Source organism: Serratia sp. OLAL2 (assembly GCF_002752475.1).
Taxonomy (GTDB): domain Bacteria; phylum Pseudomonadota; class Gammaproteobacteria; order Enterobacterales; family Enterobacteriaceae; genus Serratia; species Serratia bockelmannii.
In genome coordinates this window covers 365324-379222 of record NZ_MSTL01000018.1, presented here as the reverse complement: position 1 = coordinate 379222, position 13899 = coordinate 365324, and the positions used below count along the sequence as shown (strand labels likewise).

16 protein-coding genes are annotated in these 13899 nt (G+C 61.8%); 12 read left to right on the top strand and 4 right to left on the bottom strand.

Annotated features, from left to right (window positions below; translation table 11 throughout):
- The first annotated feature begins 11 nt into the window (after window positions 1-11).
- The 4 genes from BVU99_RS15305 (at window position 12) to BVU99_RS15290 (ending at window position 2694) form a co-directional block, all read left to right on the top strand.
- On the top strand, window positions 12-503 hold the full coding sequence (locus tag BVU99_RS15305) for an L-2-amino-thiazoline-4-carboxylic acid hydrolase (protein WP_049205643.1): 492 nt from the start codon (window positions 12-14) through the stop codon (window positions 501-503).
- Window positions 500-1726, top strand: coding sequence for a Zn-dependent hydrolase (locus BVU99_RS15300; protein WP_099817221.1), 1227 nt, complete (start codon window positions 500-502; stop codon window positions 1724-1726). Before BVU99_RS15305 ends, BVU99_RS15300 begins: the two co-directional genes overlap by 4 nt.
- 83 nt (window positions 1727-1809) lie before the next feature.
- A complete protein-coding gene (locus BVU99_RS15295) occupies window positions 1810-2157 on the top strand; it encodes a metalloregulator ArsR/SmtB family transcription factor (RefSeq protein ID WP_004938187.1) in 348 nt (115 codons plus the stop codon).
- 3 nt (window positions 2158-2160) lie between these two features.
- A complete protein-coding gene (locus tag BVU99_RS15290; RefSeq protein ID WP_025302939.1) occupies window positions 2161-2694 on the top strand; it encodes an SRPBCC family protein in 534 nt (177 codons plus the stop codon).
- Here the strand turns inward: BVU99_RS15290 and BVU99_RS15285 are convergent, their stop codons facing one another.
- Complete coding sequence (locus tag BVU99_RS15285; RefSeq protein WP_099817220.1) at window positions 2695-3723, bottom strand: transporter; 1029 nt, start codon at window positions 3721-3723, stop codon at window positions 2695-2697.
- A gap of 186 nt (window positions 3724-3909) precedes the next feature.
- Between BVU99_RS15285 and BVU99_RS15280 the strand changes: the two genes are divergently transcribed.
- From BVU99_RS15280 to BVU99_RS15260, 5 genes are all read left to right on the top strand, one after another.
- Window positions 3910-5520 carry an inorganic phosphate transporter gene (locus tag BVU99_RS15280; protein ID WP_089195920.1) on the top strand — a complete coding sequence of 537 codons (1611 nt, stop codon included), beginning with the start codon at window positions 3910-3912 and terminating at the stop codon, window positions 5518-5520.
- 26 nt (window positions 5521-5546) lie between these two features.
- Window positions 5547-6461, top strand: coding sequence for a polyphosphate kinase 2 (gene ppk2 / locus BVU99_RS15275; RefSeq protein ID WP_049207500.1), 915 nt, complete (start codon window positions 5547-5549; stop codon window positions 6459-6461).
- A gap of 120 nt (window positions 6462-6581) precedes the next feature.
- Entirely contained in the window at window positions 6582-7007 is a 426-nt protein-coding gene (gene nudI, locus BVU99_RS15270) for a nucleoside triphosphatase NudI (protein WP_049207497.1), read from the top strand.
- Between the two features lie 93 nt (window positions 7008-7100).
- Window positions 7101-7937: a D-alanyl-D-alanine endopeptidase gene (pbpG, locus tag BVU99_RS15265; RefSeq protein ID WP_089195921.1), complete on the top strand. Its 837-nt coding sequence runs from the start codon at window positions 7101-7103 to the stop codon at window positions 7935-7937.
- 138 nt (window positions 7938-8075) lie between these two features.
- Window positions 8076-9062, top strand: coding sequence for an MsnO8 family LLM class oxidoreductase (locus BVU99_RS15260; RefSeq protein ID WP_089195922.1), 987 nt, complete (start codon window positions 8076-8078; stop codon window positions 9060-9062).
- Here BVU99_RS15260 and BVU99_RS15255 read toward each other — a convergent pair.
- Window positions 9059-10363 carry an aminotransferase class I/II-fold pyridoxal phosphate-dependent enzyme gene (locus BVU99_RS15255; RefSeq protein WP_099817219.1) on the bottom strand — a complete coding sequence of 435 codons (1305 nt, stop codon included), beginning with the start codon at window positions 10361-10363 and terminating at the stop codon, window positions 9059-9061. The two genes, BVU99_RS15260 and BVU99_RS15255, sit on opposite strands and share 4 nt — an antisense overlap.
- Before the next feature lie 66 nt (window positions 10364-10429).
- Between BVU99_RS15255 and BVU99_RS15250 the strand changes: the two genes are divergently transcribed.
- The 3 genes from BVU99_RS15250 to pdxY are packed head-to-tail and all read left to right on the top strand — an operon-like array spanning window position 10430 to window position 12243.
- Window positions 10430-10684, top strand: coding sequence for a hypothetical protein (locus BVU99_RS15250; RefSeq protein WP_025302947.1), 255 nt, complete (start codon window positions 10430-10432; stop codon window positions 10682-10684).
- Complete coding sequence (locus BVU99_RS15245) at window positions 10681-11397, top strand: glutamine amidotransferase (protein ID WP_043143441.1); 717 nt, start codon at window positions 10681-10683, stop codon at window positions 11395-11397. The genes BVU99_RS15250 and BVU99_RS15245 overlap by 4 nt, the downstream gene beginning before the upstream one ends.
- Window positions 11398-11400: 3 nt before the next feature.
- Window positions 11401-12243, top strand: coding sequence for a pyridoxal kinase (gene pdxY / locus BVU99_RS15240; protein WP_099817218.1), 843 nt, complete (start codon window positions 11401-11403; stop codon window positions 12241-12243).
- A 43-nt stretch (window positions 12244-12286) separates the two neighbouring features.
- Here pdxY and BVU99_RS15235 read toward each other — a convergent pair whose 3' ends face one another.
- Both BVU99_RS15235 and BVU99_RS15230 read right to left on the bottom strand, forming a co-directional pair.
- Window positions 12287-13000: a flagellar brake protein gene (locus tag BVU99_RS15235; RefSeq protein WP_025302950.1), complete on the bottom strand. Its 714-nt coding sequence runs from the start codon at window positions 12998-13000 to the stop codon at window positions 12287-12289.
- Window positions 13001-13076: 76 nt separating this feature from the next.
- Window positions 13077-13859, bottom strand: a complete 783-nt coding sequence (locus tag BVU99_RS15230) for an N-formylglutamate amidohydrolase (protein WP_099817217.1) — start codon at window positions 13857-13859, stop codon at window positions 13077-13079.
- Window positions 13860-13899: the final 40 nt, after the last annotated feature.

The window sequence follows — 13899 nt, the reverse complement described above, 5'->3', positions numbered from 1 at the left end:
GGAGCAAGGCGATGAGCTGTGCAAATAACGAATTGGGCATTTTGGCCCGCAGAAAGATTGAGGCGGAAATCATCAAACCGATCTACCAGATCCTGGTGCGTGAAATCGGCAAGACGCGCGCTCAGGCAGTGATCGGCGAAGCCATCGAGAATGCCGCCATCGAGGCGGGCAAACAGTTCGCCGCCCAGGAACCGAACGGCGCGGATCTGCGCAGCTTCGCCGCCTTGCAGTACCTGTGGGAAAAAGACGATGCGCTGCGCGTCGAGGTGATCAACCAGGATGCGCAGCACTTCGACTATAACGTCACCCGCTGCCGCTACGCCGAGATGTATCACGAGATGGGGCTGGGGGAGATCGGCCACCTGCTTTCCTGCGCCCGCGACAGCCAGTTCATCGTCGGCTATGCCCCAGAGGTTGACCTGCAGCGCAGCCAAACCATCATGTCCGGCGCCCCCTGCTGCGATTTTCGCTACACCGCCAAAACGTCGGGAGAAGAACAATGACGTATCGGGTCAACGGCGAGCGCCTGTGGCAAAGCCTGCACGCGATGGCGCAGTTCGGCGCCATCGCCGATAACGGCGTCACCCGGCTGGCGCTGAGTGAAGAAGATCGCCAAGCGCGCGAGCAGCTGCGCGCCTGGGCGCTGGAGGCAGGTTGTAACGTGCGCGTCGATCGGATGGGCAACATGTTCCTGCGCCGTGAAGGCGCTCGCCCCGAGCTGGCGCCGGTCGTCACCGGCTCGCACGGCGACTCGCAGCCCCGCGGCGGCCGTTTCGACGGCATCTACGGCGTGCTGGCCGGATTGGAGGTTATTCGTACCCTTAACGATCGGCAGATCGTCACCGAACGCCCGATTGAAGTGATCAACTGGACTAACGAAGAAGGCGCACGCTTTGCGCCGGCGATGATCGCCTCCGGGGTGTTCGCCGGGGTATTCGACCTGGAATACGGCCTGACGCGCCGCGACGAGCACGGCGTCAGCCTTGGCGACGCACTGGAACGCATTGGTTACGCCGGCGAGCACCCGGTGGGCGGCACGCCGATCCACGCGGCCTTCGAACTGCACATCGAACAGGGGCCGATTCTGGAAGCGGAACATCTCGACATCGGCGTGGTGACCGCCGCACAAGGGCAGCGCTGGTATGAGCTGGAGGTCGTCGGCTTCAGCGCCCATGCCGGCACCACGCCAATGGATCGACGCCGCGACGCCCTGCTGGGCTTTACGGCGCTGGTCACGGCGGTCAACCGCATCGGTTGGGATTTTGCGCCCGATGCGCGCGCCACGGTGGGCATGGCGCAAATTACCCCCAATTCACGCAACGTGGTGCCGGGACGCGTCTTTTTCAGCGTCGAATTCCGCCATCCGCAGGAGTCTACCCTGGAGCAGATGGAGCAGCGTCTGCTGACGGCGGTGAACGCCGTCAACGGCGGTGGTCTGACCGCCCGCGCCGACCGCATCTTCCAGTATCCCCCGATCGCTTTTGATCGGGGCTGCATCGACAGCGTACGCCACGCCGCGCAAGCATTGGGCTATCGCCATCGCGACATGATTTCCGGCGCCGGCCACGATGCCTGTTACCTTAACCGCGTCGCCCCGACCGCCATGATTTTCATTCCCTGCGTGGACGGCATCAGCCACAACGAGCGGGAAGATATCACCCCCGCCTGGGCAGCCGCAGGCGCCGACGTGTTGCTCAACGCCCTGCTGGCGCACACCTGCGCCTGATCCTCGCCCCGGTTTCTCGCCGGGGCAAAAAAATATTCAACAAAACGGTTGAATATTAGCCCACCTGTTCTATATTCAACCATATGGTTGAATTATCTTCCTCACAGCTGGACGCCATTTTTCATGCGCTGGCCGACCCGACCCGCCGTTCGATGTTACGCGCGCTGGCCGGCGGTGAGCGCAGCATCGGCGAACTGGCCGCGCCGTTGCAGATGTCGTTCGCCGGCGCCTCCAAGCACGTGAAAGCACTGGAACATGCGGGCCTGGTGCAACGCACCGTGCAAGGAAGAAACCATATCTGCCGGCTCGAACCCGAGCCTATGGCGCAGGCCATGCACTGGCTGCAAACCTATGAACATTTCTGGACTGAACGGCTGGATGCGCTCGAACAGGCGCTGCTACAGCCCGAACAGCTTCCTCCCAAGGAGTGAACCATGAATGATTACGGCATGATTATCGAACCCGGCACGCTGCGCATCCAGCGGCTGCTGCCCGGGCCCATCGAGCGGGTGTGGGCTTACCTGACCGAATCCGACAAGCGCGCCACCTGGCTGGCGTCCGGCGCCATGAAGTTGGAAAACGGCGCACCGCTGGAGCTGGAGTTTCGCAACTCCGATCTGGCCGGCGAGCACGAGCAACCGCCGGCCAAGTACAAACAGCACGGCGGCTGTGTCAGCAACCGCGGCCACATCACCTGCCTGTTCCCGCCGCGCCTGCTGAGCTTTACCTGGGCCGAACAGGATCAGGGGCGCCCTTCCGAAGTGACCTTCGAACTGACGGAGCAGGGAAACGCGGTGCTGCTGACGGTCACCCACCGGCGCTTGGCCAACCGCGACGAGATGCTCAGCGTCGCCGGCGGCTGGCACACTCATCTGGATATCCTGCTGGATCGCCTGCACGACCGGGCGCCGCAGCCGTTCTGGAGCACCCATGCCCGGCTGGAAGAAGAGTACCGCGCCCGCCTGTAATTACGTCTCGTCCCTGCGCCTGAACGCCAAATAACCGGCGATCAGCGTAAAACTGCCGACCAGCAACACCAGCAGGATAAAACCGTGGTGATTGCTGGCCAGCGGGATCCCCCCCACGTTCATGCCGAAGAAACCGGCGACGATATTGATCGGCAATGCCAGCACGGTGATCACCGTCAGCGTATAGAGCGTGCGGTTATTCTGCTCCATCAGCTTGGCGCTCAGCTCCTCCTGCAGCAGCCGAATGCGTTCGGTCAAACTGGCCAGATCGTTCAACACCACGGTGAACTCTTCGGTAAACTGCCGCAGATCCTGCACCACCTCACGGCTCAGCCAGCTCGGCGGCCGGTTCAACAGGCGAAACAGCGCGGCCGGCTCAGGCGCCAACAGGCGCTGAAAGCGCAATAGCATGCGGCGCATGCGCCCCAGCTCGGCGCGGTTGCGTTTAACGCGGCTCGTCAGCAGACGATCCTCGATGGCATCGACATACTGGTTGGCCTGCCGCACCACCTGCTCCAGCACGTCCTCCTGCTCTTCCAGCAGGTGCGCCAGCAGCTCGGTAGACGACGCCAGCTGCAGCGTCGTCAGGCGGCCGAGCAGCCGTTCAATCAGTCGCACCGGTTTGTGACGCACGGTGACCACCAGCCCACGGCAGCAATAGAGCCACAGCGTCGCCGTTTCCGGGTTACTGTCCTCGGGGTGGAAAATCACGTCGTTGAGCACCGCGAACAGATCGTCGCCCTGGCGCTCGATGCGCGTGGTGTGGGAGCCGTGGCGGATCTCGTGAAAGAAAAAATCGGAAATGGCGAAATGGTTTTTCAACCACTTCTCCGCCGCCGCGTGGTTGAGATTGAGGTGCAGCCAGACAAAACCGTCGCCGGGCGGCAACGCTTGGTAGGCCTGACAAACCTGCTGCGAGTTCAGGCGCGCCGGCGCCTCACCGGAGCGGAACACATGGCCGTAGATCAGCCCGGTCACCTCATCATCAAAATCCAGCTTGTGCATCTTTTCCGCTAACCGTTGCACCATAACGCCATATCCTGCCTGTTGCCGTTAACCCAAGACCTTCCCCGCTGTTATAACAATCTTTATTTATCGGCGTTAATGATTTTCGCCGTTCCCGATGATTAATATTTTCGTCATAAAAAGGCCACATTCATTCAGAATACTTTTCAGGCGACAGCTACCGCATTCAATCCTTTCAGGAAGGTCATTATGAGCGATAACAGCGCCGTTCAAACGGGTGTGCCGGCCGCATCCAGCCTGCCCAAGCTGCATCAAAAGAACAGTCGACTCACTGTTCTTTTTTTTGTTTTCTTATTAATTCTGGGGATCGCGTTTGCCGGAGTGAACTTATTTAACGACGTCAGCGATGCCGGCGCCGTCTATACCAGTTACATTCCGTTTTTATTATTGGGGCTGGCGCTGCTGATCGCGCTGGGCTTTGAATTCGTCAACGGCTTCCACGATACCGCCAATGCGGTCGCGACGGTGATTTACACCCACTCGCTGTCGCCGATGGTCGCCGTGGTGTGGTCCGGTTTCTTCAACTTTCTCGGCGTGTTGCTCTCCAGCGGCGTGGTGGCCTTCGGCATCATTTCACTGCTGCCGGTCGAGCTGATCCTGCAAGCCGGCACCGGCAACGGTTTCGCCATGGTGTACGCCCTGCTGTTCTCCGCCATCATCTGGAACCTCGGCACCTGGTGGCTCGGGCTGCCCGCCTCGTCGTCGCATACGCTCATCGGCTCGATTATCGGCGTCGGCGTGGCCAATGCCCTGATCCACGGCCGCACCGGCACCAGCGGCGTGGACTGGGGCCAGGCGATCAAGGTGGGCTATGCGCTGCTGCTGTCGCCGGTGATCGGCTTCGTGTTCGCCGGCCTGCTGCTGCTGGCGCTAAAGCTGTTCGTCAAGAACCGCCAGTTGTACAGCGCGCCTAAAGGCAATACCCCGCCGCCGCTGTGGATCCGCGGGCTGCTGATCCTCACCTGCACCGGCGTTTCCTTTGCCCACGGCTCCAACGACGGGCAGAAAGGCATGGGCCTTATCATGCTGATCCTGGTGGGCACCATGCCGATCGCCTACGCCCTGAACCGTTCGATGCCGCCGGAGCAGATCCCCCGGGTGGCGGCGCTGGCGGAGGTGACCAAAAACGAGCTGCTGCGCCAGTTCCCGGCCGGCGGCCAAACCCCGCCGCGTGAGGTGTTGACCGGCTATGTGCGCACCAGCGAACTGACGCCGGAAGTCGTACCGGCGCTGGCGCAGCTGGCCGGCGCGATCGGCGATCAAATCCGTCAGTACGGCTCGGTCGACAAGATCCCGGCGCAGGCGGTGTCGAACACCCGCAACGACATGTACCTGGCGTCCGAGACCCTCAAGCACCTCAAAGCAGAGCGTCAGCTGCAGATCAATCCCGATGCGCAGCGCAACCTCGACGCGCTGAAGGGTGAACTCGATAATGCCACCCGCTTCATTCCCTTCTGGGTGAAAGTGGTGGTGGCGATTGCACTGGGGCTCGGCACCATGGTCGGCTGGCGCCGCATCGTGGTGACGGTGGGCGAAAAGATCGGTAAATCGCACCTGACCTACGCCCAGGGCGCCAGCGCCGAACTGGTGGCGATGACCACCATCGGCGCGGCCGACGCCTTCGGTTTGCCGGTTTCGACCACGCACGTACTCTCGTCCGGCATCGCCGGCACCATGGCCGCCAACCGCTCCGGCCTACAGATGGCCACCCTGCGTAATCTACTGATGGCCTGGGTGCTGACGCTGCCGGCCTCGGTGCTGCTGTCGGCGGTGCTGTACTGGATCTTCAACCATTTCTAACACCGGGCTGATACGGAGAAAATCTGATGACCATGCATGAATTCAACCGCGATGACGGTTTCAACCAGCGCCTGCTGCAAGAATTTTACGACAGCTACGATGAAGAGCTGGAAATGGAGCTGGACGACCTGCGCTTCGACGCGGCAGAAGTCGACAGCGACGCGAAAAAAGCCTGGCGCAAACAATACTTCCGCGAACTGCTGCGCCTGCAGGGCGAACTGGTGAAGCTGCAGGATTGGGTGATGCGCACCGGCCACCGGCTGGTGATCATCTTCGAAGGCCGCGACGCCGCCGGCAAGGGTGGCGTGATCAAACGCATCACCCAGCGCCTCAACCCGCGCACTTGCCGCGTGGCGGCGCTGCCGGCGCCAAACGATCGCGAACGCACCCAGTGGTATTTTCAGCGTTACATCGCGCATCTGCCCGCCGCCGGCGAAATGGTGCTGTTCGACCGCAGCTGGTATAACCGCGCCGGCGTGGAACGCGTGATGGGCTTTTGCAACGACGAAGAGTATGAGGAGTTTTTCCGCAGCGTGCCGGAATTCGAAAAAATGCTGACGCGCAGCGGCATCCAAATCGTCAAATATTGGTTTTCGATCACCGATGACGAGCAGGAGCTGCGGTTCCTCAGCCGCATTCACGATCCGCTCAAACAGTGGAAGCTCAGCCCAATGGATCTGGAAAGCCGCCGCCGCTGGGAAGACTACACCGAAGCCAAAGAGATCATGTTAGCGCGCACTAACATTGCCGAGGCACCCTGGTGGGTAGTTCAGGGCGTCGACAAGAAAAAGGCCCGCTTGAACTGCATCACTCACCTGCTGCAGCAGGTGTCTTATGAGGAGGCCGAAGGCAACGTCATCACGCTGCCGCAGCGCAAACGCAGCCCGGAATACCACCGTAGCCCGGTGCCGGACAACATGGTGGTGCCGGAAATCTACTGACCTTAGCGCAGAGAAGCGGTTGCCGCTTCTCTGTACGAGGACAACGCTTTGATTTCTCTCACGCTACTGTGCCAAACCCCATGTTAAAGTGGTTGTTTTCCATTTTGACAGGAGTCTTCCATGCGCCAACGCATCATTGTTTGCCCGCTGATTGAAAACGATAACGCCTTCCTGCTGTGCAAAATGGCGGCGCACAAAGGCGTGTTTCCCGGCCAGTGGGCGCTGTCCGGCGGCGGCGTCGAGCCGGGTGAACGAATAGAACAGGCGCTGCGGCGCGAAGTGCGCGAAGAGCTGGGCGCCGCGCTGATCCTCGACAACATCACGCCCTGGACCTTCCGCGACGACGTGCGTATGAAAACCTACGCCGACGGCCGCCAGGAGCAAATCTACATGATTTACCTGATTTTCGACTGCCATGCCGCCAACCGCGACGTAACGATCAACGACGAGTTCGACGACTACGCCTGGGTGCCGCGCGAGCGCCTGGGGGACTACGATTTGAACGAGGCTACGCGCTTCACGCTGCAGCAAAAGGGATTGTTGTAACAGTTTGAGCGATTATCGCCCTATTTCCTTCACATTTGCCGGGCAGACTCTTTTGATATTTTTTAATCACTTAGGGTCACTATTTCCGCCGTTATGCTTTTATCTCACGCTTTTCTCCGTCTGCCTGTCCGGCGCTTCGGCGCCGCCCTTCTGTTCAGCCTGCTGTTCGTTTTGGCGCCCGTGTATGCCGCTGCGCCACCGCTGGTGCTGAATGCCAAATCGGTGCTGGTCGTCAATCAACGCACCGGAAAGACCCTCTATCAGAAGCAGCCGAACCGCGTACTGCCGATCGCCTCGCTCACCAAGCTGATGACCGCCATGGTCGCCCTGGACAGCAAACGTCCGATGGGCAGCAAGCTCAAAGTCACCGCCGCCGATCGCGATCTGCTGAAGAAAACCCATTCGCGGCTGACCATCGGCTCGGTGCTCAGCCGCCGCGACATGCTGCACATCGCCCTGATGTCTTCGGAGAACCGCGCTGCCGCGGCGCTGAGCCGCAGCTATCCCGGCGGGCGCAAGGCCTTCGTGGCGAAAATGAATCAGAAAGCGCGCGCCATCGGCATGAAACGCGCCAGCTTCTACGATCCGACCGGGCTGACGCCGCGCAACGTGGCGAGCGCCAACGATCTGCTGAAGATGGTCAATCACGCCTATCGCTATCAGTCGATCCGCCGCTTCAGCACCGACAAGCAGCAGATCGTACGCCCCGGCCGCGGCCAACTGGTCTACCGCAGCTCCAATGGCTTAATCAATAACCCGGCCTGGAAGATCCAGCTGCAGAAAACCGGCTTTACCGACGAGGCCGGTCACTGCCTGGTGATGCGCACCACCATCAAAGGCCAACCGGTGGTGATGATCCTGCTCGGCGCGCAGCCGCGCTACGGCCACTACCGTGACGCCATTCGCCTGAAGGCCTGGCTCGAGGGGTAACACCGTGGCGCTTTACCGTCCCACGCATATCCAAATCCGTTTTGGATCAATGGAATATCCTATCGCCAATCAGTATTAAGCCTCACGCCGCCCGCATGGTATTTGTCAGGCATATCTGATGATCAAAGGAGCGGGAAAATGGCTTATGCCTTGAGCATATTGGAAAAAAGTCCGATCGCCGACGGGGAAAGCGCCGCGCAGGCGTTGGCGCGCACGCTGCATCTGGCGCAACAGGCGGAACGCTGGGGCTATCGGCGTTTCTGGCTGGCGGAACACCACAACACGCCGCAGCTCGCCTGCCCGTCGCCGGAAATACTGATCGGCTACCTGCTCGGCCAGACGTCGCGCATTCGCATCGGCTCTGGCGGCGTGATGCTGCAACACTACAGCGCCTACAAGGTAGCCGAAAACTTTAACCTGCTGGCGGCGCTGGCGCCGGGGCGCGTCGATCTCGGGGTAGGCAAAGCGCCCGGCGGGCTGCCGCTCGCCACCCAGGCGCTGCAGGCCGCCCATGACCGACAAAACAAACCGGCATTCCCGCAGCAGCTGTCGCAGCTGACCGCCTACCTGAACGACGACGCCGAACCGGGCCTGAGCGCCACACCGCTGCCGCCGCACGCCGCCCAGCGCTTTCTGCTCGGCGCCAGTAAAGAGAGCGCGACGCTGGCGGCCGAATCCGGCTGGGCCTTCGTGTTCGCCGCGCATCTGAACGGCAATCCGCAAGATATCCGCGAGGCGCTAGCGCACTACACCGCACTGAGCGGCGGCCGCAAGGCGCTGCTGGCGGTGGCGGCGATCGTGGCCCCAAGCGCGGAACAGGCTGAGGCGCTGGCGGCGGATATTCAGCAATACCGTGTGCACGTCGCCGGTGAGCAGAGCGTGACCGTCGGCAGCCTGGCGCAGGCAGAGAGTTTCGTGCAGCAGGCCGGCGCCACCGACTACCGCATCGAGCCGCGGGAAAGCCATATCCTGCTCGGTACCGCGCCGCAGGTACATCAGCAACTGGCGCTGCTGCAGCAGCAGTACGGCGTGGACGAGTTCATCATCGACACGCCGATCGGCGAACCGAGCGCCCGGCTCACCTCGCTACAGCTGCTGGCGGAGGAGAGCCTGACGCCGGCCTAGTTGATCGCCGCGCTGGCCCGCATGGCGTCGGTCAGATCCTGCGCCAGCGGCGCCAACTGCGCCGGCGTGACGTTAGCCAGGCTGACGCGGAGCGCCGGGCCGCCCTTGAGGCGGAAAGGTTCACCGCCCTGCACCAACCACCCCCGCTGCGCCATCAGCTGCGCGGCGGCGGTTTCTGATCTCACCGGCAACCACAGATGCAGCCCTTCACCCGCCGCCAGCGCCGTGTGATTCAACGTATTGAGCCGCTGTACCAGTTCATCCCTTCTGGCCTGATACGCCTGTTGAGCCCGCTGCAGTTGCCCTTCCTGCAACGCCTGTTCCCACAGTCTGGCGGCGATCTGCTGCAAGATATGGCTGACCCAGCGTTCGCTGATGTACTGATCGGCGCGCATCGCCTGCAGCAACGTCGGGTCGCCGCAGGCCAGCGCGATACGCAGATCCGGGCTGAGAAACTTGCTCAGCGACAGCACGTACAGGCCGCGATCGCCGTCGAACGGCAGATGCAGCGGCTGCTGCGACAGCGGCCCCCAGAAATCGTCGACGATCGCCAGACACTGCGGGTTGTCGTGCAGAAAACGCCGCCACTGCTGCGCGCGTTGCGCAGAGAGCGAGGCGCCGGTCGGATTGTGGGCGCGCGGCGTCAGGATCACCGCAGCGGCCGCCCCGCTTTCCGGCAACCGACAGCCCTGTTCATCTACCGCCAGCGGCAGCGGCCGCAGGCGCAGGTGGCGCAACAGCGTCAATAGCGGCGGCCAGCAGGGATCTTCCACCCACACCGCCGCGCCCGACTGCACATGGCAGCGCAGCGCCTTTTCCATCGCATCCAGCGCGCCGGAGAACACCGCCGGCTCCCCCAGCGCGACGCCCTGGCGGCCGAGCCACTCGCGACCCAGACCGGTCAATATCGGCAGATCGCCGCTGATGTCATAGCCGTTTTGCTGCGGGAACACCTCCGCCGCGCCAAGCGCCAGCACCGGCAACAATGCGGCATCCAGGTTACCGCTGGCCAGATCGCACATCCCTGCAGGCACCTGACGCGGCACATAGGCCGCACTCACCGCCGCCAGCGGCGGCTCCAGCACCACCGTTCCGGCCCGCCCGCGCGTCGCCACCAGACCGGCGTCGCGCAATCGGGCGTAAGCGCTGGCGACGGTATTCGGATTGACCTCCAGCTCCGCCGCCAGTTGGCGTACCGGCGGCAACAGCTCACCTGGCCGCAGCGCGCCGTCTTTGATGCGTGCGGCGATCTGCTCGGCAATCTGGACAGCGCCGCCGCCTTTTGCATACAATGAATTCATACATAAATCCTTTTGTACTAGTTCAAAATAGATTACCCGTTTCCGCGGCCAAAAGTAAGGGGTTCCATGGATAAACATTACGTGCTCGACATTCAGTATGCAGGAAAAGCCTTTGCCCGCCTGCAGATGTTCACTCCCTGGGCAGCCGATCAGCTGGAACAGGCGTGCGCGCTGTTCCCGGCCGCTCAGGGTTATCAGGTGCAGCTCAGCCAGGTCAGCGAACGTCGCATCGTCTACCAGAGCGGTGCGCAAGGCATCACTGTGCTGGGCGAGTCGCTGGCGCTGACCCCTTTCACTCACGCTAGCGAGGTTGAACAATGAAAAAAGCCGTCGCCATTCGACACGTCAATTTTGAAAACCTGGGTATCCTCGGTTCTCTGCTCTCGCTGCGCGGCTATCAGATCGACTATTACGATGCCGGCCGCGATGATATTCGTGCTATCAATAATGAAGAGACCGATCTGTTGGTAGTGCTCGGCGGGCCGATCAGCGCCGCCCAACACTTTTCCGGTGAGCAGCGCTATGATTTTCTCGACCATGAATTAGCGCTGGTCAAACAGCGCCTGGCGCAGCGGCGACCGACCCTCGGGGTTTGTCTCGGCGCGCAGGTGATCGCCCAGGCACTGGGCGCCGACGTGATCTCGCTCGGCGTCAAAGAGATCGGCTTCGCCCCGCTGAGCACGCTCGCGGCGGAAGACGACTCGGTGCTGGCCCCGCTGGCCGATACGCCGGTGCTGCATTGGCACGGCGATATGTTCATGATCCCGGACGGTGCCCGCTGCCTGGCCGGCACGGCGATTTGCCCACATCAGGCTTTCGACTATCAGGGGTTCGCGCTCGGCCTGCAGTTCCATCTGGAGGCTGATCATCGCGATATCGAACGCTGGCTGATTGGCCATGCCTGCGAGCTGGAACTGGCCGGCGTTGCGCCACAGAGCCTGCGCGAACAGGCGGCGTGCCACGGCGCACAGCTGGAACAACGCGCGCGGCAGGTGTTCGCACGCTGGCTGGATAATAACGAACCAAGGATGTAACTCATGCAACAGTCTTCACCCTTGCGGTCACCGTCCATCGACGTGATCAGCATTCAATCTCAGGTGGTCTACGGCAGCGTCGGCAACGGCATCGCCTACCGCGCCCTGCTGAAAAAGGGGCTGGAAACGCTGCAGGTGCCGAGCGTGCTGTTCGGCTGCCCGCCCTATTACGGCAAGCCGCACGGCGGCGTCATTTCCGGCGAGTGGTTCGGCGGCTTTCTCGACGATCTGATTGCCCGCGGCGTGATGACGCGCACCCGGGCGGTGATTGTCGGCTACCTGGGCGATGTGATGCAGTGCCATATTCTGGCCAACTGGCTGCAGCGGGTGCGCTCGCTCAATCCTCAGATAAAAATCTATATCGATCCGGTGATGGGCGATTACGGTGAAGGGATCTACGTGGATGAGCGCATCGTCAACTGCTATCGATCGCCGTTCCTGCGGCTGGCCAACGGCCTGACGCCGAACGGCTTTGAACTGGAACAGCTGTGCGGCCGACAACTGAGCAGCCGGGAGCAGACGCAGCACGCCGCGCAGGCGCTGTTGAACGACACCACCGAATGGGTGCTGGTCACCAGCGCACCGGGCGTCACGCAGCACGAAGACGAGGTGGGATTGATGCTGGTCACCCGGCAGGAAACACAGTGCTTTACCCATCCGAAGGTTAAATCGGCGGTCAAAGGCACCGGCGATCTGTTCGCCGCATTGCTGGTCAGCCATCTGCTGCACGGCGCTGCGCTCGACGCGGCCGTGGTCGCCGCCGGGGGTGAAGTGTGCGACGTGCTGGCCGAAGCGGCACATTTCGGTTGGGAAGAAATCGGCAGCCTGCGGGCGTTAAAGCCGTAAGGCCGGTGGAGAGTCAGGGGCAGCGTGCCGCCCCTGATCACTATCAGCGTTTTTTCTTTTTGTTGAAATCCAGCTCGAAGGCGAACACGGCGCTCTGAATTTTGCGCTCCATCGCCAACCCCAGCTTGAGGAAACGGCATGACAGGCGCGAGAAGTGCACCACCTGATCGTTATCGTCGGTTTCCTGATCGTCGTTGACCACCACCAGCTCCATGTTGACCTTGAAGCTGCCGTAGCTGCCCAGATCCAACTCCGCTTTCTTGAACTGCAGGCCCGGCTGGAAGAAATCCGGTAGCGGCCCGTCGAAGCGCAAACCGACGCCGCCGGCAGACAGATCGTGGATCCGCAGCTCATAAGGCGTGCCGTCCGGGTATTCGCCGGTACAGAAGAATTGGCGCCAGTGTGGCGTGGTGATGCGGAACTGACGGCGGCGCTGGATGTAGACCAACTCCTGCGGCAGCCGGGTCGAGCAGGCCTGGACGCCTTGATGTTCGGTCAGTTCCGCCTGGCCGACGGAAAACTCGATTTTGGCGTCGTTGCTTTCAATCACGATGGTGCAGGCGCCGTCGATGGCATTTTCCGCTTCCTCACCGCTAAACACGATATTGTCCGGCCCGACGCTCAATAACAGACTTTGAAACCGGTGCTGCTGATTTTCTACGCGCAGCGGCGTGCGTTGTTTGCAAATTTCACGCAGAATCGCCAGAACTTCAAAACGCTCCCGTTTGATAAACAGTCCGTTATCGCTGTGCTCCACACGTCTCTCCTGACTTTTTTTCTAATGACGTATTACGTATTCCTTACGGTTATCATCTCTGGGAATATTCCTAAAGTCAAATTTGCCAACGCTGCCAGGCCTGCGGCAGCAGGCGTGCGAAACGTTTCGCCCACGCCTGCTGCCCGCGTTCATCGGCGATCAGATCCTGGCGGATTTCGATGCCGACATAAGGCAAACCGCGACGTTCCGCATGCACCGGCAACGTGTAGTCGGTGGCGTCGGTCATCGCATAGGGTTCGTTGATCCCCACCTGCAAATCCCCCTCTTCGCGCAGCAGTTCGGCCAGCAGCAGCGCAAATTCCGGGTAGCGGTTAAACAGCAGGCCCACCTGCCAGGGGCGCGATTCGCCCTTGAACACCGGCGTGAAGCTGTGCATGGCGATCACCGCCGTCGGCAGTTCGCGCAGTTGGCGTTGCCCCAGATGATCGTCGATGGCGTGGTGATACGGCAAAAATACCTCACGCTCGCGCGCCAGCGCGTGTTCGCCGTCGATGCCGATATTGCCGGGGATGGGCGTCAGTTCGGACAAAGGCGGGATCGAGCTGGCGATGCCGGGCGCCCGGTTGCAGTCGATCACCAGCCGTGAGTAACGCTGATGGATCAGCGTGGCGTCCAGTTGGCGGCTCAGATGGCGCGACACGCTCAGCGCGCCGATATCCCAGCCGATGTGGCGTTCAATCTCCCCCGACGGCAAACCGAGGTCGCCAAGGGACTGCGGTATCGCCTTGCCGGCGTGATCGCACAGCAGCAAAAAAGGCGCTTTGCCGCGCGGGATTTCAACGGCAGCTGCGGGCGGTTCATCGGCGGACAATAACGGCGGGATAAACGAATGGGGCATGACGGGCTCCGGCGGTGGAAAGCAAAACGTTTATCGTAGC